Source organism: Enterobacter cloacae complex sp. BZL2005 (assembly GCF_049238885.1).
GTDB classification, from domain to species: domain Bacteria; phylum Pseudomonadota; class Gammaproteobacteria; order Enterobacterales; family Enterobacteriaceae; genus Enterobacter; species Enterobacter roggenkampii.
The window spans coordinates 469,349-490,936 of record NZ_JBMKGI010000001.1; the positions used below are offsets into that span (position 1 = coordinate 469,349).

General features: G+C 57.2%; 17 protein-coding genes. 9 read left to right on the forward strand and 8 right to left on the reverse strand.

Features of this window, described 5'->3' with window-relative positions; genetic code table 11:
* Positions 1-135: 135 nt before the first annotated feature.
* The gene (locus ACOTXI_RS02450) at positions 136-1,092 is read left to right on the forward strand and encodes a VirK/YbjX family protein (protein ID WP_008499996.1); all 957 of its coding nucleotides are present in this window, start codon (positions 136-138) and stop codon (positions 1,090-1,092) included.
* Here ACOTXI_RS02450 and ACOTXI_RS02455 read toward each other — a convergent pair.
* Positions 1,089-2,747 carry an ATP-dependent endonuclease gene (locus ACOTXI_RS02455; RefSeq protein ID WP_008499997.1) on the reverse strand — a complete coding sequence of 553 codons (1,659 nt, stop codon included), beginning with the start codon at positions 2,745-2,747 and terminating at the stop codon, positions 1,089-1,091. The two genes, ACOTXI_RS02450 and ACOTXI_RS02455, sit on opposite strands and share 4 nt — an antisense overlap.
* Positions 2,748-3,037: 290 nt before the next feature.
* Between ACOTXI_RS02455 and aqpZ the strand changes: the two genes are divergently transcribed.
* The 4 genes from aqpZ to hcr all read left to right on the forward strand — a co-directional run bounded on the left by aqpZ (position 3,038) and on the right by hcr (position 7,579).
* Positions 3,038-3,733 carry an aquaporin Z gene (gene aqpZ, locus ACOTXI_RS02460; RefSeq protein ID WP_008499998.1) on the forward strand — a complete coding sequence of 232 codons (696 nt, stop codon included), beginning with the start codon at positions 3,038-3,040 and terminating at the stop codon, positions 3,731-3,733.
* Between the two features lie 170 nt (positions 3,734-3,903).
* A complete protein-coding gene (locus tag ACOTXI_RS02465; RefSeq protein ID WP_023292898.1) occupies positions 3,904-4,803 on the forward strand; it encodes a lysine exporter LysO family protein in 900 nt (299 codons plus the stop codon).
* A 144-nt stretch (positions 4,804-4,947) separates the two neighbouring features.
* Positions 4,948-6,600: a hydroxylamine reductase gene (hcp, locus tag ACOTXI_RS02470; protein ID WP_058654666.1), complete on the forward strand. Its 1,653-nt coding sequence runs from the start codon at positions 4,948-4,950 to the stop codon at positions 6,598-6,600.
* A 10-nt stretch (positions 6,601-6,610) separates the two neighbouring features.
* Positions 6,611-7,579 carry an NADH oxidoreductase gene (gene hcr / locus ACOTXI_RS02475; protein WP_058654667.1) on the forward strand — a complete coding sequence of 323 codons (969 nt, stop codon included), beginning with the start codon at positions 6,611-6,613 and terminating at the stop codon, positions 7,577-7,579.
* A 91-nt stretch (positions 7,580-7,670) separates the two neighbouring features.
* On the opposite strand, the gene ACOTXI_RS02480 is transcribed toward hcr, so the two are convergent.
* Entirely contained in the window at positions 7,671-8,105 is a 435-nt protein-coding gene (locus ACOTXI_RS02480; protein WP_008500002.1) for a DoxX family protein, read from the reverse strand.
* Positions 8,106-8,256: 151 nt separating this feature from the next.
* Between ACOTXI_RS02480 and poxB the strand changes: the two genes are divergently transcribed.
* The 4 genes from poxB (at position 8,257) to ACOTXI_RS02500 (ending at position 13,568) form a co-directional block, all read left to right on the forward strand.
* Positions 8,257-9,975 carry a ubiquinone-dependent pyruvate dehydrogenase gene (gene poxB / locus ACOTXI_RS02485; RefSeq protein WP_025912921.1) on the forward strand — a complete coding sequence of 573 codons (1,719 nt, stop codon included), beginning with the start codon at positions 8,257-8,259 and terminating at the stop codon, positions 9,973-9,975.
* 38 nt (positions 9,976-10,013) lie between these two features.
* A complete protein-coding gene (ltaE, locus tag ACOTXI_RS02490; protein WP_058654668.1) occupies positions 10,014-11,015 on the forward strand; it encodes a low-specificity L-threonine aldolase in 1,002 nt (333 codons plus the stop codon).
* Positions 11,016-11,025: 10 nt separating this feature from the next.
* Complete coding sequence (locus ACOTXI_RS02495) at positions 11,026-12,462, forward strand: SDR family oxidoreductase (RefSeq protein WP_058654669.1); 1,437 nt, start codon at positions 11,026-11,028, stop codon at positions 12,460-12,462.
* Between the two features lie 92 nt (positions 12,463-12,554).
* On the forward strand, positions 12,555-13,568 hold the full coding sequence (locus ACOTXI_RS02500) for an NAD-dependent epimerase/dehydratase family protein (RefSeq protein ID WP_008500006.1): 1,014 nt from the start codon (positions 12,555-12,557) through the stop codon (positions 13,566-13,568).
* A 113-nt stretch (positions 13,569-13,681) separates the two neighbouring features.
* Here the strand turns inward: ACOTXI_RS02500 and ACOTXI_RS02505 are convergent, their stop codons facing one another.
* The 6 genes from ACOTXI_RS02505 to gspL form a co-directional block, all read right to left on the reverse strand.
* Entirely contained in the window at positions 13,682-15,493 is a 1,812-nt protein-coding gene (locus tag ACOTXI_RS02505) for a chitinase (protein ID WP_008500007.1), read from the reverse strand.
* 150 nt (positions 15,494-15,643) lie between these two features.
* Positions 15,644-16,078 carry a type III secretion system invasion protein IagB gene (gene iagB, locus ACOTXI_RS02510; RefSeq protein WP_008500008.1) on the reverse strand — a complete coding sequence of 145 codons (435 nt, stop codon included), beginning with the start codon at positions 16,076-16,078 and terminating at the stop codon, positions 15,644-15,646.
* Between the two features lie 136 nt (positions 16,079-16,214).
* Complete coding sequence (locus ACOTXI_RS02515; RefSeq protein WP_087855564.1) at positions 16,215-18,905, reverse strand: glycosyl hydrolase family 18 protein; 2,691 nt, start codon at positions 18,903-18,905, stop codon at positions 16,215-16,217.
* 257 nt (positions 18,906-19,162) lie between these two features.
* Entirely contained in the window at positions 19,163-19,960 is a 798-nt protein-coding gene (locus ACOTXI_RS02520) for a prepilin peptidase (protein ID WP_058654671.1), read from the reverse strand.
* Positions 19,957-20,442 carry a type II secretion system protein GspM gene (gspM, locus tag ACOTXI_RS02525; RefSeq protein ID WP_021240906.1) on the reverse strand — a complete coding sequence of 162 codons (486 nt, stop codon included), beginning with the start codon at positions 20,440-20,442 and terminating at the stop codon, positions 19,957-19,959. Before gspM ends, ACOTXI_RS02520 begins: the two co-directional genes overlap by 4 nt.
* The gene (gene gspL, locus ACOTXI_RS02530) at positions 20,439-21,581 is read right to left on the reverse strand and encodes a type II secretion system protein GspL (protein ID WP_058654672.1); all 1,143 of its coding nucleotides are present in this window, start codon (positions 21,579-21,581) and stop codon (positions 20,439-20,441) included. The genes gspM and gspL overlap by 4 nt, the downstream gene beginning before the upstream one ends.
* Positions 21,582-21,588: the final 7 nt, after the last annotated feature.

Sequence of the window (21,588 nt, forward strand, 5' to 3'; positions counted from 1 at the left end):
CAATGATAAATGCTGATTCTATCTAAACGACTCCTCAACGAAACCCCTGTTCTCCGAAATCGTCACAATTTGTTTACGAGACGTTGAACGTTCGTCTGCTGAAATAGAAATCTTCATCAAGAAGCAGGATCTAACATGTCTTCCATCGTCGATACACCTTTTTCAAACCTGCCACAGCCTGCATCGGGTTGGCAGCTCTTCAGTCATCTGGCTTCCGGTAAGCTCACGCCAGGGCTGGCGTGGCAAAACCCAGCCTATCGACGTAAATTCATGCTACGTTCGCTGGCGACGCCTGTAAGTACCGCTCGCCTGTTGACGAGCCTTGCAAAACAGCCGAGCCTGATGCAAATGCTGCAGGTGCAGCCAGGACTGCCGTGCCGTCTGCATCGCCCCTGGCTGACGGTGAATATGGATCGCCAGCAGGCCCTTGAGTCCCTTAACTGGCACTATCAAACGATGAGCCGCCATATGCCGGCATCGCTGCTCTCGGGCTATCTGTCGAAAAAGGGCTTCACGCTGCTCACCTTAACCGGTAAAGATGAAGAGCCATTTACCGTCCGCCTGTGCGCCGATGCGTTTCTGGATAAAGAAGGGGAAGCCACCCTCGCCTTCTGCGACCATCAGAATACGGTGCTGGCCGAGATGACCTTCACCCTGTGCCAGTTTGAGGGAAAATCGACGCTGTTTATCGGCGGCCTGCAGGGCGCAAAAGCCCACGTTCCCCATGAGCTGATCCAGGGTGCGACGAAGGCCTGCCATGGTCTGTTCCCAAAACGTCTGCTGGTCGAAGCTGCCATGACTCTCGGCACCGCCTTCCCGGTAGAACAGATTGTCGCCGTCAGTAACGACACCCATATTTATCGCAGCTGGCGCTACCGCAAGAAAAAAGAGGGGAAACTGTTGGCCGATTACGACAGTTTCTGGATCTCCATCGGCGGCGAAAAGCAGGATAGCGGCAACTTCATGCTGCCCCTCGTCATGCCGCGTAAACCGATGGAAGAGATTGCGAGCAAAAAACGCTCCGAATATCGCCGCCGCTACGCGCTGCTGGACAGCCTGATTCAGCAGGTGAACCAGGCGACTCAACGTTAATCCGCTCTCCCGCGTGCCAGCCACAGCACGCGGGAAAACATCTTCCGCAGCAGGGTCGGCACCGCCTCCACGCCCCGTCTCCCCGCTTCCGTCGCCACTTCAATGGCTAAATCCGGTTTTGAAGAACGATGAATAGCTTTGGCGATCACGCGCCGCATGTTCATCGGGACATCGACCGGCACCATGGCAATTCGGTGGAATACGTCGTCGAACCCCTGACGATACATAAAGTGTTCCATGTCCATGGCGGGCAGCATGGTTAAATGGTCGCGCTCTTCCTCGCGCTCGTTATTCAGCAGGCTACGCACGGTCGAGGCATATTTTTTGCCCGCCTCATCACCGTCGACCAGAACGTGCCACTCGATCCCCATCCGGCGGGCAAATTTTATCAGCGGCTTGAGTCCCGACTGGGCAAATTCAATCACCTTGATGCCTTCCGCATCAAAATGGTGGCCGCACTGGCGCGCCAGTTCGTTGATGACCCAGGTTTCCGTCTCTCCTTCCACCAGCAGCCAGCAGCGGGCAAAGAGCGACGACGCGCGGTTAAAGCGAATATGAAACGCGATGCGCCGCCCGTCTTCCGCGTTCAATCCACCCGGACCTAACCGGTAGGCGGAGACGCGGGAAGATTCACGCACCAGACGACAGACGTGCTCGACCGGCGTCAGCGATAATAATTCACCGGAATTGGTGGTCGTAACGCGCTGGAGCGGCAGCAGGTTCAGCAGATGCCATGCCACGGAGAGCATGATGGGATGAAGGCGCGTTTCCGGGTCTTCCACCAGCAGCAGCGGCCTGGCGTCCCGGTCAAGACGAACGGTGCCTTTGGCCTGCAGAAGCGTTGAAAACAGACCCAGCAAAATCACCCGATGGGTACGACCGCCGGGCCGGTCGATCATCCGGTTAATGATATCGAGGTAGCGCCAGCTGCGCTGTTCGTCATGAGAGCGGCGGCGCATCAGGCGATGGCGCGACTCCGACGTTCCCTGCTCGGAAAAATAGTGCTCCAGCAGCTGTACCATTGCGGACAACCCCTGACGAATTTGACCGTCGGTCAGATTCTGCGGACGCGACACCAGCTCTCTCGCCAGAAAATCCAGCTCGCGGGCGGTGACTTCCACTTCCGGCATATTCGGTACAGTACCGTTACGAATGCGCCGCATAAAACGCGCGTCGCGCAGTCGCAGCACCGGCGTCAGGCGGATCAGATGGCGGGCCAGATCGTCGATATTGTCCAGCGGGATCGGGCTGGCCTTCTCATCAAGAAAATCACGCAGGGTCAGCACGCCCTCGTTTTCCGCCATCTCCCCTTCCAGCCGGTAGAATATCCGGTGGAAACCGTCATCGCACGGTACCCAGCAGGGTGACAGCGGGCGGAAGCGACGCACCCGATGGCGCCCGGGTTCGGATTCGCGGAACGTCAGGATGATATGCAGGTGCTTCTCGCGCCCCGTCACGTCGCCGGGGGGGAACCAGAAATCGTCGCGAACGAAGTGATAAAGATCGTCTTCGGGCGAAAGCAGTAACGTCAGCGCATCCAGCAGGCTGGACTTACCCCAGGCGTTCTCGCCGATCAGGACGTTGTTCTGTTCCAGCTGCAGCGACAGGCGGTTAATACCGCGAAACCCGACAATTTCCACACGTTCGAGAAGCATAAATCCCCCGCGCAATGTTCACTTTTTCCTTTAAGTTATCAGCAGTATAGCGGGAGGCGCCCTGTCACGACAGCACAACATTCACCCTGACGAGAATTGGTCTATGCTCTATTTACCGCTGATTTGAACAAGGATTGACATCACATTGCCTTAAATCAAATTAATCGAATTTATTTAAGTGGCGAAGGGGTGTTATTGGTTTCTAAAATACGGACTCTTTGAGTCGTCATCCCTTTATGGCGATATATCCCGCGCGCGGGAAAGCGTGCGGAAAATTATTTGAGGTGGTTATGTTTAGAAAATTGGCAGCAGAATGCTTTGGTACATTCTGGCTGGTATTTGGTGGCTGCGGTAGCGCCGTTCTGGCAGCAGCATTCCCGGAATTAGGTATCGGTTTTGTCGGCGTCGCGCTGGCATTTGGTTTAACCGTATTAACCATGGCATTTGCCGTGGGGCATATTTCCGGCGGTCATTTTAACCCGGCAGTGACATTAGGTTTATGGGCCGGCGGTCGTTTTCCGGCGAAAGAGGTAATTGGTTATATTGTCGCTCAGGTGGTGGGCGGTATTATCGCAGCGGGCGTTCTGTACGTCATTGCCAGCGGTAAAGCTGGCTTCGACGCGGCGGCCAGCGGCTTCGCCTCTAACGGCTTCGGCGAGCATTCTCCGGGCGGTTATTCCATGCTGTCTGCCATCGTGATTGAAATTGTGCTGACCGCAGGTTTCCTGCTGGTGATCCACGGCGCAACCGACAAACACGCGCCAGCCGGTTTCGCGCCGATTGCCATTGGTCTGGCACTGACGCTTATCCACCTGATCTCCATTCCGGTTACCAACACCTCCGTTAACCCGGCACGCAGCACCGCCGTCGCCATCTTCCAGGGCGGCTGGGCGCTTGAGCAGCTCTGGCTGTTCTGGGTGATGCCGATTATCGGCGGTATCCTGGGTGGCGTGCTGTACCGCACCCTGCTGGAAAAACGCGATTAATTGCGCGCGGTGTCGGGTGGCGCTAACGCTTACCCGACCTACGTGAGTGTGCACTTGTAGGCCGGGTAAGGCGCAGCCGCCACCCGGCTTTTTTATTGCCGCTTTACTGAACAGTCTTTATTGGGTAGTGTCTCTGGCGCTCAACAGATACTCAAAAGGACCGGCTGTTCATGTTTTCAGGACTCCTCATTATTCTGCTGCCCCTGATTGCGGGCTATCTCATCCCGCTGCACAGAGAATCCGCATTACGGCTTATCAACCGTTTTCTCAGCTGGATTGTTTACGTCATTCTTTTCTTTATGGGGATCAGCCTGGCCTTCCTGGATAATCTGGCGTCGAATCTGCTTTCCATCCTGCATTATTCTGTGGTCACCGTGGTGGTTATTTTGCTGTGTAATATCGCCGCATTATTCTGGCTTGAGCGCACCATTCCGTGGAAAAACCATCATCATCAGGAAAAACTGCCTTCCCGAATTGCGATGGCGCTGGAATCATTAAAACTGTGCGGCGTCGTGGTGCTCGGTTTTCTTCTTGGGCTGACCGGCTGGGCATTTTTACAGCACGCGACAGAGGCCAGTGAATATACGCTAATTTTCCTGCTGTTCCTGATCGGTATCCAGCTGCGAAATAATGGCATGACGCTGAAGCAAATTGTTTTAAACCGTCGGGGAATGATGGTTGCGGTCATTGTGGTCGCCAGTTCCATGGTGGCGGGCGTGATTAACGCTTTTATTCTCGACCTGCCGCTGAAAACCGGTCTGGCGATGGCGTCAGGCTTTGGCTGGTATTCCCTCTCCGGTATCCTGCTGACCGAATCCTTTGGCCCGGTCATCGGCAGTGCCGCTTTCTTTAACGATCTGGCGCGCGAGCTGCTCGCCATTATGCTGATCCCGGGGCTGGTTCGCCGCAGCCGCTCTACCGCGCTGGGCCTGTGCGGCGCGACGTCGATGGACTTTACCCTGCCAGTATTGCAACGCTCTGGTGGACTGGAGATGGTGCCCGCCGCCATCGTTCACGGCTTTATTTTAAGCCTGCTGGTTCCGGTTCTGATGGCCGTCTTCTCGGCCTGATACCTCTTTGGCGGTAGGGTGCCTGCCGCCAAAATTGCGCTAAATCAATCTCCCTCTATTTTGTAGCAGAAAGCCCTTTTCTCCGTTCTGGCACAGGCATAATCTTAAACATGTATATCAAATATAACTTTAACAGGTGTGATTATGTTTTGTGTGCAATGTGAACAAACCATCCGTACCCCGGCAGGCAATGGCTGCTCTTACGCACAGGGTATGTGCGGCAAAACCGCAGAAACATCTGACCTTCAGGACCTGCTGATTGCCGCCCTGCAAGGCCTTTCCGCATGGGCGTACAAAGCCCGCGAATACGGCATCATCGACCACTACGTCGACAGCTTCGCCCCGCGCGCCTTCTTCTCCACGCTGACCAACGTTAACTTCGACTCTCCGCGCATTGTCGGCTATGCCCGCGAAGCCATTGCCCTGCGTGAAGCGCTGAAGGCGCAGTGCCTGAAGGCGGATGCTAACGCCCGCGTGGAAAACCCGATGTCTGACCTCCAGCTGGTAAGCGACGATCTCGGCGATCTGCAGCGTCAGGCGGCCGAATTCACCCCAAACAAAGACAAAGCGGCGATTGGCGAGAACATTCTCGGCCTGCGCCTGCTGTGCCTGTACGGCCTGAAAGGCGCTGCGGCCTATATGGAACACGCGCACGTGCTCGGTCAGTACGATAACGACATCTACGCCCAGTACCATAAAATCATGGCGTGGCTGGGCACCTGGCCTGCCGATATGAACGCGCTGCTGGAATGCTCAATGGAAATCGGCCAGATGAACTTCCGCGTGATGAGCATTCTGGATGCGGGTGAAACCGGCACCTACGGCCACCCGACGCCGACGCAGGTCAACGTCAAAGCGACCGAGGGCAAATGCATCCTGATCTCCGGTCATGACCTGAAAGATCTCTACAACCTGCTGAAGCAAACCGAAGGCACCGGCGTTAACGTCTATACCCACGGTGAAATGCTGCCAGCGCACGGCTATCCGGAGCTGCGTAAATTCAAGCACCTGATCGGTAACTACGGCAGCGGCTGGCAGAACCAGCAGGTGGAATTTGCCCGCTTCCCCGGTCCTATCGTGATGACCTCTAACTGCATCATCGACCCGACCGTGGGCGCGTATGACGACCGCATCTGGACCCGCAGCATCGTCGGCTGGCCGGGCGTGAGCCATCTTGAAGGTGACGATTTCGGACCGGTGATAGCGCAAGCGCAGCAGATGGCAGGCTTCCCGTACAGTGAGATCCCGCATCTGATCACCGTCGGCTTCGGTCGTGAAACCCTGCTCGGTGCCGCCGATTCGCTGATCGATCTCGTCAGCCGCGAAAAGCTGCGCCACATCTTCCTCGTCGGCGGCTGCGACGGCGCGCGCGGCGAGCGTAACTACTTCACCGATTTCGCCACCCGCGTGCCGGAAGACTGCCTGATCCTGACCCTGGCGTGCGGTAAATACCGTTTCAACAAGCTGGACTTCGGCAACATCGAAGGCCTGCCGCGCCTGATCGATGCGGGCCAGTGTAACGATGCTTACTCGGCCATTATTCTGGCGGTCACGCTGGCGGAAAAACTGGGCTGCGGCGTCAACGATCTGCCGCTCTCCCTGGTGCTCTCCTGGTTTGAGCAGAAAGCGATTGTCATCCTGCTGACCCTGCTCTCTCTGGGCGTGACCAACATCGTGACCGGCCCGACAGCGCCAGGCTTCCTGACGCCGGACCTGCTGGCCGTGCTGAACGAGAAATTCGGCCTGCGTTCCGTGACCAACGTTGAAGACGATATGAAGCAACTGCTGAGCGCGTAAGGAGCTATTCATGACCATGCCAACCTCACACTGCCCGTGGCGGATGCAGGTGCATCACATCCATCAGGAGACGCCGGATGTGTGGACGCTGTCGCTGCTGTGCCACGACTACTATCCGTACCGAGCAGGCCAGTATGCGCTGGTCAGCGTTCGCCATTCTGCGGACACCCTGCGCGCCTACACCCTCTCCTCCACGCCGGGCGTCAGCGAATACATCACGCTCACCGTCCGCCGCATTGATGACGGCGCGGGCTCGCAGTGGCTGACCCGTGACGTGAAGCGCGGGGATTATATCTGGCTCTCCGACGCGCAGGGTGAATTCACCTGCGACGACAAAGCGGACGATAAATTCCTGCTGCTGGCGGCGGGCTGTGGCGTGACGCCGATCATGTCGATGCGCCGCTGGCTGGCAAAAAACCGCCCGCAGGCCGACGTGCAGGCGATCTTCAGCGTGCGCTCTCCGGACGATGTCATTTTTGCCGAGGAGTGGCGTGATTATCCGGTGACGCTGGTGGCTGAGCACAACGCGACGCACGGTTTTGTGCCCGGTCGCCTGAGCCGCGAGCTGCTGCAAAGCGTGCCGGATATCGCGAACCGCACCGTGATGACCTGCGGCCCGGCGCCGTACATGGCTATCGTGGAAGAAGACGTGAAAGCGCTCGGCGTGACCCGTTTCTTCAAAGAGCAGTTCTTCACGCCGGTGGCAGAAGCGGCAACCAGCGGGATTCAGTTCACCAAACTGCAGCCTGCGCAGACCTTCTTTGGCCGCGTGGGCACGACGCTGCTGGAGGCGCTGGAAAGCAACAACGTACCGGTGGCGGCAGCCTGCCGTGCCGGGGTGTGCGGCTGCTGTAAAACAAAGGTGGTTTCCGGGGAGTACACCGTCACCAGCACCATGACGCTGTCCGACGCGGAGATTGCCGAGGGTTACGTGCTGGCATGCTCGTGCCATCCGCAGGGCGATCTGGTCCTCGCATAAACAATAAACGTTCGTTCGTAGGCCCGGTAAGCGTCAGCGCCACCGGGCTTTTTTGCCGGGTGGCACTGCGTTTACCCGGCCTACAACCCCCCTACCGCCACGCAGGTGCTTTCCCCAGCGCAAACCGCCCTGCCCCTAAAAACGCCACCGCCAGCGAGCCGATAAAGAAGTACACCAGGCTTTCAATCGCCCATGCGCCGACCTTGTCGAGCGCGAATGTCTCATCCAATCCCACCATCAGCCATGCCACGATCATCGTAAACGCCAGCACCAGCGCGGCCGGGCGCGTAAAGAGCCCGACAATAATCAGGATCGGCGCCACCACTTCGCCAATCAATACGCCGTAGGCGATAAACCCCGGCAGCCCTTTCTCCACCAGCATACCGCTGATAAAGCCCACCCCGCCAAACAGCTTATGCAAACCGTGAAAGAGCATCAGCCCGCCGACGGCAAGTCGTAACAAGAGTTTGCCAAGATCGTCGCACGATAGCTTTTCATTAACAGCAATTAACAATGATTTAACCATTTGAAATGATTCCTGTTTTCACTGAGATATGACCAGATTATGCTGAAGCGTTGCGCGTGAAAAGCACCTTTTAATTGGGGGGATCTGACGGGCAATACGGAGACTTTCTTCTAAGCTTGTAAGCGTTATCACAAAAAGGAGACGGACAACCATGAAACAAACCGTGGCTGCATATATAGCGAAAACGCTCGAACAGGCTGGCGTAAAACGTATCTGGGGCGTCACCGGCGATTCCCTGAACGGACTCAGCGACAGCCTCAACAAGATGAAGACCATCGAATGGATGCCGACCCGCCATGAAGAGGTTGCCGCGTTCGCCGCAGGTGCTGAAGCGCAGCTTACGGGTGAGCTGGCCGTCTGCGCCGGATCCTGCGGGCCGGGTAACCTGCACCTGATCAACGGCCTCTTCGACTGCCACCGCAATCACGTGCCGGTGCTGGCGATTGCCGCCCATATCCCCTCGTCCGAAATCGGCAGCGGCTATTTTCAGGAGACGCATCCGCAGGAGCTGTTCCGTGAATGCAGCCACTATTGCGAACTGGTTTCATCCCCGGAGCAGATCCCGCAGGTTCTGGCGATCGCCATGCGCAAGGCCGTGCTGAATCGCGGCGTGTCCGTGGTCGTTATCCCGGGCGACGTGGCGCTCAAGGCCGCGCCGGAAGGAGCCAGCACCCACTGGTACCATGCCCCGCAGCCGGTGGTGACGCCTGCCGAGGAGGAGCTGAAAAAGCTGGCGCAGCTGCTGCGTTACGCCAGCAATATCGCCCTGATGTGCGGCAGCGGCTGTGCGGGCGCGCATAAAGAGCTGCTGGAATTTGCCGGAAAGCTGAAAGCCCCGATTGTCCACGCCCTGCGCGGCAAAGAGCACGTCGAATACGATAACCCCTACGATGTAGGCATGACCGGGCTGATCGGTTTTTCTTCCGGCTTCCACACCATGATGAACGCAGACACGCTGATCCTGCTCGGCACCCAGTTCCCGTACCGCGCGTTTTACCCGACGGATGCCAAAATCATTCAGATTGATATCAACCCGGCCAGCATCGGCGCGCACAGCAAGGTCGATATGGCGCTGGTGGGCGACATCAAATCCACCCTTGCCGCCCTGCTGCCGCTGCTGGAAGAGAAAACGGACCGCAAATTCCTTGATAAAGCGCTAAGCGACTATCGCGATGCCCGCAAGGGTCTGGACGACCTGGCCAAACCGAGCGACAAAGCCATTCACCCGCAGTATCTGGCGCAGCAGATCAGCCATTTCGCAGACGAAGACGCCATTTTCACCTGCGACGTAGGCACGCCAACCGTCTGGGCGGCACGCTACCTGAAAATGAACGGCAAACGCCGACTGCTCGGCTCGTTCAACCACGGCTCGATGGCTAACGCCATGCCTCAGGCGCTGGGCGCAAAAGCGACAGCGCCGGAGCGTCAGGTGGTAGCGATGTGCGGCGACGGCGGGTTCAGCATGCTGATGGGTGATTTCCTGTCGGTGGTGCAGATGAAGCTTCCGCTGAAAATCGTGGTCTTCAACAACAGCGTGCTGGGCTTCGTGGCGATGGAGATGAAGGCCGGCGGCTATCTGACGGACGGCACCGAGCTGCACGATACCAACTTTGCCCGCATCGCCGAGGCCTGCGGCATCACCGGCATCCGCGTTGAGAAAGCCTCCGAGGTGGATGAAGCCCTGCAGCGCGCCTTCTCCATCGACGGTCCGGTGCTGGTGGACGTGGTCGTCGCCAAAGAGGAGCTGGCGATCCCGCCGCAGATCAAGCTGGAGCAGGCCAAGGGCTTTAGCCTGTACATGCTGCGCGCGATCATCAGCGGGCGCGGTGACGAGGTGATCGAACTGGCAAAAACCAACTGGCTCAGGTAAAACATCTGGCATCGCCTTTTTAAATATAAGGACATGCCATGATTGATTTACGCAGTGATACCGTTACCCGCCCGAGTCGCGCCATGCTCGAAGAGATGATGGCCGCCCCGGTCGGGGACGACGTCTACGGCGATGACCCGACGGTCAACGAACTGCAGCGCTATGCCGCAGAGCTGAGCGGAAAAGAGGCCGCCCTGTTCCTGCCCACCGGCACGCAGGCCAACCTGGTGGCGCTGCTCAGCCACTGCGAGCGCGGGGAAGAGTATATCGTCGGCCAGGGCGCGCATAACTATCTCTACGAAGCGGGCGGTGCCGCGGTGCTCGGCAGCATTCAGCCGCAGCCGATCGACGCTGCGCCGGACGGCACCCTGCCCCTTGATAAAGTCGCAGCGAAAATCAAAGCCGATGATATTCATTTTGCCCGCACCCGGCTGCTCAGCCTTGAAAACACCCACAACGGCAAGGTCCTGCCGCGCGAATACCTGAAGGCGGCGTGGGAGTTTACCCGCGAGCGCGGGCTCGGTCTGCACGTGGATGGCGCGCGCATCTTCAACGCCGTGGTGGAATACGGCTGCGCGCTGAAAGAGATTACGCAATATTGCGACTCGTTCACCATCTGCCTCTCTAAAGGGCTGGGCACCCCAGTGGGTTCCCTGCTGGTGGGCAATGCGGACTACATCAAGCGTGCCAACCGCTGGCGTAAAATGACCGGCGGCGGCATGCGCCAGGCGGGTATTCTGGCGGCTGCCGGGCTGTATGCCCTGAAAAACAACGTGGCACGCCTGAAGGACGATCACGACAACGCCGCGTGGATGGCGGCGCAGCTGCGTGAAATTGGCGCCGACGTGATGCGCCACGACACCAACATGCTGTTCGTCCGCGTGGGCGATGACCACGCCGCTGCGCTTGGCGAGTTCATGAAAGCACGTGGCGTGCTGATCAACGCCTCACCTGTGATGCGTCTGGTCATGCATCTCGACGTCAACCGCGAGCAGCTGGCCGACGTGGTAAAACACTGGCAGGCGTTTTTACAGCGATAAGGAGCATCACGTGCCGCAACGCATTCTGGTGCTCGGCGCCAGCGGGTATATCGGTCAGCATCTCACCGCGGCGTTAAGCCAGCAGGGGCACCAGGTGCTGGCTGCGGCACGCAATACCGAACGCCTGCAAAAACTCGGTTTGCCGGGCGTTACCTGTCACAACGTTGACCTCAACTGGCCAAAGGCGCTTCCCGCGCTGCTGGAAGGGGTCGACACGCTTTACTACCTGGTGCACAGCATGGGTGAAGGCGGAGATTTTATCGCCCACGAGCGTCAGGTAGCGATGAACGTCCGCGATGCCCTGCTGCAAACCCCGGTGAAGCAGGTGATTTTTCTTAGTTCACTTCAGGCACCTGAACGCGAGCAGTCCGATCACCTGCGCGCCCGCCAGCTGACGGCGGACATCCTGCGGGGGGCCAATATCCCCGTCACCGAACTGCGCGCCGGGATCATCGTCGGCGCGGGGTCTGCCGCCTTCGAAGTGATGCGCGATATGGTCTACAACCTGCCGGTACTCACGCCGCCGCGCTGGGTCCGTTCGCGCACCACGCCGATTGCGCTGGAGAACCTCCTGCATTATCTGGTGGCCCTGCTGGATCACCCGGCGGAGAAACATCGCGTGCTGGAAGCGGCAGGCCCGGAAGTGTTGAGCTATCAGGCGCAGTTCGAACATTTCATGCGCGTCAGCGGCCGCCGCCGCTGGCTGATCCCCATTCCCTTCCCGACGCGCTGGATTTCGGTGTGGTTTTTGAATGTCATCACCTCGGTGCCGCCGACGACCGCCAAAGCGCTGATCCAGGGGCTGAAGCACGATCTGCTGGCCGACGATCGCGCGCTGCGCGCCTTAATTCCTCAGGATCTGATCCGCTTTGACGACGCCGTGCGCAATACGCTCAAGGAAGAAGAACAGCTGGTGAACTCCAGCGACTGGGGCTACGACGCCCAGGCCTTTGCACGCTGGCGGCCTGAGTATGGTTATTACCCGAAACAGGCGGGCTGCACGGTGAAAACCTCCGCGAGCCTGGCCGCGCTCTGGGAGGTAGTGAACCAGATTGGCGGCAAAGAACGGTATTTCTTCGGTAATCTCCTCTGGCAAACGCGCGGGGCGATGGACCTGCTGGTGGGGCACCGGCTGGCGAAAGGCCGCCCGGCACGCCCGTATCTTGAGGTGGGCGACGCAGTCGACAGCTGGAAGGTGATCATCGTCGAACCGGAAAAACAGCTGGCGCTGTTGTTCGGCATGAAAGCCCCGGGGCTGGGCCGACTCAGCTTTACCCTGAAAGACAAAGGCGATCATCGTGAACTGGACGTGCGCGCCTGGTGGCATCCGCACGGAATGCCGGGTCTGTTCTACTGGCTGTTGATGATCCCTGCCCACCTGTTTATCTTCCGGGGAATGGCGAAACGCATTGCGCAACGGGCAGAACAAAAGACGGAAAAGATCTAAATAAAACTCTCTTTCTTTCACCTTTCCCATTGCATAGCGCCGTAATTCACGAAAGAATGCGCACGAAATTCTTTTCAACACAGTGGATAGCTATGAAGGTACTGGTTACCGGGGCGACCAGCGGCTTAGGCCGAAATGCGGTCGAATTTCTGCGCAACAAGGGCATTAGCGTCAGGGCTACCGGTCGCAACGAAGCGATGGGTAAACTGCTGCAAAAAATGGGCGCAGAGTTCGTCCATGCCGACCTGACGGAGCTGGTCTCCTCGCAGGCGAAGGTGATGCTCGCCGGTATCGACACGCTATGGCACTGCTCCAGTTTTACCTCCCCGTGGGGGACCCAGGAAGCCTTCGATCTCGCCAACGTGCGGGCCACCCGTCGTCTGGGGGAATGGGCCGTTGCCTGGGGCGTGCGTAACTTTATCCATATCTCCTCCCCGTCGCTCTATTTTGATTATCACCACCATCGCGACGTGCAGGAAGATTTCCGCCCTGCTCGCTTTGCCTGCGAGTTTGCCCGCAGCAAGGCGGCCAGCGAAGAGGTGATCGACCTGCTGGCGCAGTCAAACCCGCATACCCGCTTTACCGTCCTGCGCCCGCAAAGCCTCTTCGGACCACACGACAAAGTGTTTATTCCGCGTCTGGCGCAGATGATGCACCATTACGGCAGCGTGCTGCTGCCGCGCGGCGGCGATGCCCTTGTGGATATGACCTACTACGAAAACGCCGTTCACGCCATGTGGCTGGCCAGCCAGCCGGACTGCGATAAGCTGATCTCCGGTCGCGCCTACAACATCACTAACGGCGAACCCTGCACGCTGCGCAGCATTGTGCAGCGGCTGATCGACGAGCTGCAGATCAACTGCCGTATCCGTTCCGTGCCCTACCCAATGCTGGATATGATTGCCCGCAGCATGGAGCGCTTTGGCAGTAAAACAGCCAAAGAGCCTGCGCTGACGCATTACGGCGTCTCTAAACTCAACTTTGACTTCACGCTGGATATTTCGCGGGCGGAGAATGAGCTGGGGTATAAACCGGTTGTGACGCTGGATGAAGGGATTATGCGCACGGCGGCGTGGCTGCGGGATCACGGGAAGCTGCATCGCTAGCCTTTTTGCCCGGTGGCGGTCTCGCCTGACCGGGCCTACAACTGCTCCGTACTGCCCCCTCGCCCCATTAGCCTCATGTACGAAAACGGCAACCCGAAGGTTGCCGTTTGCTTTTACAGAGCCGTCCAGGCATCAGCCCATGCCAGGCCAGCGCCGGGTTCGTAGTATGCCGGGGCATTGTTACACCAGCCGCTGTACGGGAACGGTTTGCACTGGAACAGTTTACCGTGGTTGTTCACGATATCACCTGCGTTGTACTTGCTGTTCGCGCTCCAGGCGGCGTAAGAGCCGGAAGTGCCTTCGTCCTTAGACTCGGCTTTCGCTTTCACATTCAGCAGGTAGGACGTGGTGCTGGTCAGTTCACCATCGCTGACGGTCAGGCCGATTTCGTACTGCTGAGCCGTTGCCGACTCTGGCGCCTTGAAGGTCACCACCGCTTTGTCCTGACCGGTCACGGTCTGGCCATCCTGGGAACGCCAGGTGTAGGTCAACTTGTTACCGTCGGCGTCAGTGGAGCCTTCCGCGCTCAGGGAAACCTGCGCACCCGCTTCAACCGCCCCGATTGGGCCCGCAATCTGCGCCACAGGGGCGTGATTCACGGTAGCCGGTTCAACAGGGGTGGTATCTTCCGCTGGCGTCGTATCCGCTGGCGGCGTGGTGTCAGCCGGGGTTTTGTCTTCCCCTGGGGTCACGGCTGAGCCGTCGTCGTTAATGATGTTCACGTTATAGAACTTCTTAACGCAGTTGGTGTAGTCACCCTCTTTGAACGCGCTGAACGGCGTCTGGTACCCCACCAGCTGGCAGGAGTAGGTCTTACCGTCCGGCGTATCCGGGCTCCACCCCCAGTCCTGCTCCCAGTAGATCTTCAGCGCGCCGGCGCCGCCTTCATCGAACTGCTTCATGTTGGCGCAGCCCAGCACTTCATTCGCCGGAACAGGCACTTTCAGGTAGTTCGCGAACTCTTTGTAGTACTTGATGCGGTTTTCAGACTGGGCAATCTCGGTTGGGCCGCCGCACTCTACGCCACCGTTGATGATCTGGGTGGTCACGCCGAAGCCCGGAACCAGGCCGTTGGCTTTATCGTGATCGTTTGGCTGCCAGGTGCCGTCGATAACCTGCAGCATGCTTGGTTTTGGCGGCTGCGGATAGGCGAAGAAGAAGATCGCACTTGCCAGGTTCAGCCAGGTATCTGCCACCAGCTCAGGTTTGTCGAGCAGGGTACGGACGGTGCCAAACATCGCTTCAGAGAACGGACCGTAGTTATAGTTGTAAGACAGCTGCTTCGCGCCGCGGCCAAAGTAGCTTACGAAGTCGCCGTCTTTGTCCTTACCGCATGGCCAGGTCTGTCCCTGCCAGATGTCAGGGTTACATTCGCCGTTATAGCCGCCTTTCTGGCCTTCGGTCCACCCCATTTCACGGACGTGAACCAGGGCCTGACGCCACTCGGCTTCCGGACGCCAGCTCTCATGGCCGCCGGTTTCCTGCGCAAAGTGGGCGAACATGGTCGCCAGCTCTTTGCGGCAGATGGCATCGCTGTCGCGACCATCGTTATAGGTCTTACACAGTGCCGGGAATTTACCAACAGCCTTCAGGAAGTTACTGTAGGTATAAGACTGAGCGCGCAGCGGGAAGAGATATTCCCAGTCGCTGGCCTTCACGATCCCTTCAACGCGCTTGACGTTGTCAGGGTTCGAGGCACGACCTGGCTCAATCTGCTCAACGAGGCTATTGTCCAGGGTCGCAATGGTATCCTTCACCGAAACCATCAGCGGGAAATTGGTCAGCTCTTTTTCCTTTTTCGCCAGATCGCTGGCTTTCATGGTGTACGGCTCACTGCTGGCCGCCTGCAGTGATGCAGCCTGGGCCATAAAGGGTGCAATACATGCCCCCGCCACGAGAACGCTCAGTAATGTCCTTTTCGTCATTTCAAATAATCCTGTATTTAAGCAACTAGGGTGAGTACATTCCCGGCTTATGTATTACTCCCTTAATAAATAAGCCAGAGAGTGTGGTTCTTTTTCATTTTCTGAAGAACACCGAAAGGAATTCTTCAAAAAATAAAAATAATGCTACGGTTATTTACCCGATTTTATTTGCTGATACTTCGCCCACACTTTATGGGCATAACGCATGCGCTGCGGATAATTTTCTTTTTTCAATCCGGCGTTATACGCGCCCACCGCTTCCCAGTTATAGCCATACACGTTTATCATCCCGGACAGGATGGAGGCGCCGACCATAATGGAGGTACAGGGCTCATTAATAAGCTGATTTTCATCAATACCCTGACGTTCTAACTCACTGAAGTGTGAGCTGTTAATCTGCATCAACCCGACGTCACGCGTGCCGTCGTGGTTCCAGCCTACCGCGTGGGGATTCATTCCGGATTCGACTTTGGCAATTGCATACAATAACCACGGATCGACATGATAATAATGTCCGGCGTTATCCCAACAGTTCGCGAATACGCTTTGACTAAACAGCAGTAAAAATATAATCACGCGTTTCATGAGCACCTGCTTTTTAAATACTGAACCTCTTTCCGCTCATCATTAGCGATAATTCTGAAGTGTTGGTCACACCCGAAGTGGGGTGTGACCAACTATTGCGGGTTGATATCATTCCCGCAATCCACGGTTCAGAAGGTTATTTGCAGTCTGTTGAAGGACCTTCTTTCACCCATACATCGCTGTTAGCCGGGTTGTCACCGCGGGTCCACCATTTGGCACGGTAAACGTTGCCCTGGTAGGTTGTGGTTTCGCCGCCGTTATAAACCAGGTCAGAACGCCAGTTCATCTTCACGTTGCTGACCAGCTCCCAGGCATCCACACCGAAGCCAGGCTGGTTGCCTTGCGTCCAGTACTTCGCTTTCCACACCAGATGGTCGAAGCTCACGGTATCGCCACTGTTGTAGATTTTGCTGGCATCCCACGCGGCATATTTGCTGGCGTTAGCATCGACAGGCGCATCGCAGCTACCGGTTGCAGACCCTTCGTCAGATGGCGGGGTCACGTCATCAGACGGAGGCGTAACTTCATCAGACGGTGGTGTAACGTCAGCCGGTTTCGGATTCACGGTAACCTGCACGTTAGACTGCACGCTGGTTTTGCCGTCGCCTACAACTACGCTCAGCGTATAGGTAGACGTGGTGGCAACGTCTGGCGCAGTGATCGTCACGTTCGCGGTATCGGTACCGGTTGCATGCATATCCGCTGGCACGCTCCAGGAGAAGGTCATCGCATCACCGTCTGGATCCACAGCCTGCGCGTGCAGAGCATAGGTTTCTCCTGCCTGCAGCGTCACTGCCTCCATTGCGTTCACGACTGGCGCCTGGTTAGCTTTTGGCGCTTTATTCACAACCTGCACATCAATGGCGTTGCTCAGGCCTTTAGCATCCGTAACCGTCAGGCGGAACACCATGGTCTGGTCGCTGGTCGCTGCCGCAACGTTGAAGGTGGCTTTCGCTTTGGTGCTGTTGGAGAGAGTTACAGATGGGCCAGAAACCTGGGTCCATTTGTAGGTAATCGCATCGCCGTCTGGATCGCTGGAAGCAGAACCATCAAGCGTGACGGTTGCCGGGCCAGAGACGTTCTGATCCGCAGAAGACGCGATTGGCGCATGGTTGGTGACGACCGGATCGACCGGGGTAGAACCGCCCAGCAGACTTTCGTTCATCGCGTTCAGGATGTCGCCGGTATCAGAGTCAATAGACCAGGCAAAGAGTCCGCCCAGGTTTTTCGACAGCACATACTTGCCTTTAGCGGCGGTAGAGCGTGCATCTTCATAGGTGATCAGGTCGCCGGTAGACTTATTGAAGACATATGGCGCTTCAGCATTCGCGTCGTAACCATATTCCCAGCCAGGCTTGCCTTTGTACTCGTTAACGATCTGACGGTAGTCGACCACGCCAGGTTCCCAGGTACCTTTCACCATACCGGTTGCGGTACCCGTGAATGGATTGTCACCGGTGTAGCCATGCACGCCAGTCCAGCCGCGGCCATACATGCCCGCACCCACCACGATCTTGCCTGGCTGTACGCCCTGAGCAAGCAGCGCGTCCACGCCGTTCTCGGTGGTGTAGTTCGTGTCCGGACGCCATGACGGCGCGCGCAGTGCGGCCTGGTGGCCCAGCTCGGTGTTGCTCCAGCCGCCGTAGAAGTCATAGCTCATCAGGAAGATGTGGTCGAGGTACTGCTGAGCAGCGGTGTAATCCACGTGTTCAATCTTATCGCGGCCAGCACCGATGGCGCTGGTCAGTTCATAGGTACGGCCAGTCTGTGCAGACAGCTCGTTCAGCATGGTGCGCAGGTCATGCATCAGGGCGGTATACGTCGCTTTATCCTGCTGCGGGTTACCCAGGTGTTCGCTCACGCCGCCGCCGCCAGGGAATTCCCAGTCGATATCCACACCGTCAAAGAACTTCCAGGTCTGCAGGAAATCTTTCACAGAGGAGACGAAGCGGGCACGGATTGCCGGGTCGCCCATGTGGAAGAACGGATCGGACAGCGTCCAGCCACCGATGGATGGCAGCACTTTCAGGTCCGGATGCGCTTTTTTCAGCGCCATCAGCTGGCCAAAGTTACCTTTGTACGGGTCGTCCCAGTTGGAGACGCCAGACTGCGGTTTTTGCAGCGCAGCCCACGGATCGTGAATGGCGACGGTATAGTCCGGACGACCCGCGCAGTCGCGCTGCAGTACGGAGAAGCTGTTACCGCCTTCAACGGTTTTCAGGCCATCGTTGATGCCGTCGCCGCCACAGATTGGAATGAAGCCATAGAGGATGTGGTTAAGGTTCGCTGCCGGGATTTTATCAACCGGGAAGTTACGATCGTAAACGCCCCATTCAGGGAAATACGCCGCAACCACTTTATCAGTATGTTTGGCGAACGTTTTGTTGTTCTCCTGCAGCGGCGCGTTCAGCGGCAGCAGATGGCTGCCGTCGGTGTCCGCCACGATGATCAGCTTGCTGGCGCTTTTGGTACAGCCGCTGGCATTACAGACTTCCACCTGCTCCTGATAACGTCCGCCCTTTTTCACTTTAAAGGTGGCTGAGCCGCTTGCACCAGCTGCGCCGGTCCACACGGTTTTACCATCCAGCAGCACTTTTGCAGACGTTGGCGCGTCGCCGCTCCACACGTTCCACTCGACTTTCACATCCACGCCGTCGTTATGTACCTTGACGAGGCTGTTGTAATCCTGCGCGGCCTGATCCACCTCGACCAGCGCAAATTTGTCATTGCCGGAGCCGATGGTCGGTGCACCTGGCGCAGCAGCGAATGCAGAACCGGTTGCCGCTGCAATAAAGAGCGCCAGATATTTAGGCTTAATAAATTTCATTTTTCTTTCCTGATAAATTTATTCGTAAACGAAATTGATCCATGTCTTCCTTTAGAACATGGAATGATATTCACATAGTGCGTTTTTAAATACGCAGACAGCCGTTATCCAAACCTTAAAGACGCGTTGTATTCCTCCATTAAAAGATACAAGCTAAAAATCCGTGTAGCTTATGCCTTTTACGATACACTGAGGATAAAAGGTCGTCCTTCTCTTTCCTCGTCGAAAATATTGATAAAAAAACTTGACCCGGTTATTTAATAGGTATTCACAAATAGCTGGCAGGTATAGAGCGCTATTCCAGCAAAAGCCAGATAAGGTCCGAAAGCGATGGTTAGGTTATTTTTATTCGATTTATTTAATAGCAAATAGCCCACTATGCCACTTAATGCGGCAATTAATTCAATCGCAGGCAGTGACTGCCAGCCGCACCAGGCGCCCAGCGCCGCCAGCAGCTTGAAATCGCCGTAGCCCAGCCCTTCCCGACGAGTAAGCAGACGAAACGCCCAGTACACCAGCCAGAGCGAAAGATAGCCTGCCACCGCGCCGAGCAGCGCATCACGCAGGGGCAGCCCGTGGCTGAAGGCGTGGAACAGCAGCCCGGCCCAGAGCAGCGGCTGCGTCAGGCAGTCGGGCAGCAGCTGGTGCTGTCCGTCAATCATCGCCAGCGGCAGCAGAAAGGCCGCCAGCACCCACAGCGAGAAAAGGGATGCTAAGTCCGGTATCCACCGGGCGGTGAGGCCAAAGAACACCGCCGTCAACAGCTCGAGTAAAAATAACCGCAGCGGAATCGGCGACTTGCAGCAACGACAGCGTCCCCTCAGCACCAGCCAGCTCAGCAGCGGAATGTTCTCCCATGCGCGCAGAGCATGCTGGCAGACGGGACAGTGTGACGCCGGGAAAAGCAGGTTGCTGCGGCTCTCCTCCTCTAGCACCATCCCCGGCACGCGATCCACCACAACGCCGAGAAAGCTCCCCAGGATCGCGCCGAATACGCCGCTCATCGCGGCAAACCCGACGGGATAACTCTCCCGGACGAGTATCAGCCCGTTCATGCCACTTTTTTCCAGGTCAGCTGGATTTCGGCCTTCACGTCGCTCAGGTGATCCACGGGCGTGAGGTTCATTTTCTCCAGCCTGACGCCTGACGCGAGGTTCATCTCTCGCAGCCAGTTTTTTAATTCATACACGTTGACCCGGTTCACGACAAAGGCCAGAGTCTGACCGTCCTGACGAATATCGGTCAGCGTCAGGTTGATTTCATGCGCGCTATTCTCCACCACGCTGCGTGGATTATCGGTTTTCACCTGTAGCACCGGCAGATGATTTTTATCAATTTCTGTTTTCATCCAGTTTACCGTTTCAATTTGTCGCGCCAGCGTCGCCTGGCTATTTTTTATCATGTTATCCAGGGGAATTATCCCTGCGTAATAGATGACGGCGCTGCATAAAGCTCCCGCCGCTATTTTTAAAATGAATTTTTCTCTGGTGCTGTATTGTTGATAACGAGATGTAAACTGTGCAATTCGCGCTTTCATTTATATTTCCCTGTAATCATGGCCGTATACGGCGCGTCCTTTGAAATAGGCTGTAACGTAAAATCAAAATTCGTGCTGGCCTGATGAATGAATTCCTGTAATGCCTGCGCGTTTTGCGCACTCACGCTTAATGTCAGGGCTCCCTGCGTGTCGTCATATTCAAACAGCGTAATTTCCATCGACGGAACGGACTGACGGATCTTTTCCAGTTCGTCCATCTGCAAAAAAATGCCTTTAGGCTGCTTCTTGATGTTCTGTCCAAAATGGTACTTAAGGTTGGTCTGGTGACGCATACTCGGAAAATGGTGTTGATAAAGCTCAACCATCTCCTGCTGCACCTGATTTTCCCGATCTGCCAGCATCCACGCCAGGGTGATGCGGGGGCCGAGCAGCAGACCCAGAGAGAGAAGTCCCATCACCGCGATGGCGGCCTTCATCCCTTTCGCCGCCCTCGCGCTGGTCGCTTTCGCGCTGAACGCACCGTGCAGCACGTTGACGCGGCACGCCCGCCACTGCGGCTGGATCAGCACCAGCGGATGTTCTGCCGCCAGCTGTTCGTCAACCCCAATGCCTGGCGGGATGTCCCCGTAGCAGCGGACCTCGCCCTCTCCGGCTTTTTGCATCAGCAGCGGCAACAGGCCAACCTCAACGTTACAGGCGATATGCGGGGACAAGCGCAACCAGTAGTTCTCTTCCCGCGCAACCAGCGTGCTTCCACCCGCCGTGACCGGCAGCAGCCAGGCGTCAGGCAGGACCTGAATGACCTTCAGGCCCGCCTCGTGAAAGCGGGTCAGCCACTGCTGCAGGCGGGCGGAATCTATCGCCACGGCGTCCACCTCGGCGCCTTTTTTGTTCAGCACCGTCCAGTGGAGATCGTCCACCTCACCAATCAGAGTCTCCTCCGCCATCCACGAGAAGGCGGTCGCCTGCGACGCCATTTTCTTCGGCAGCGTAAAGTGGCGGAAGATCATCTCACTGGCGGGCAGCAGCAGACACACGCGCGCAGCCAGAGGATGGTCGGCAAGGGTATGCAGCGCCTGCGGGGTGTCCAGGGTTGTAACCTGTTCGCTTCCCGACTCACACCACATGATTTTCCCGTCCTCACGGCTGTCGGGACAAACAAAAAGGACCTGTTTCATAGCGTTC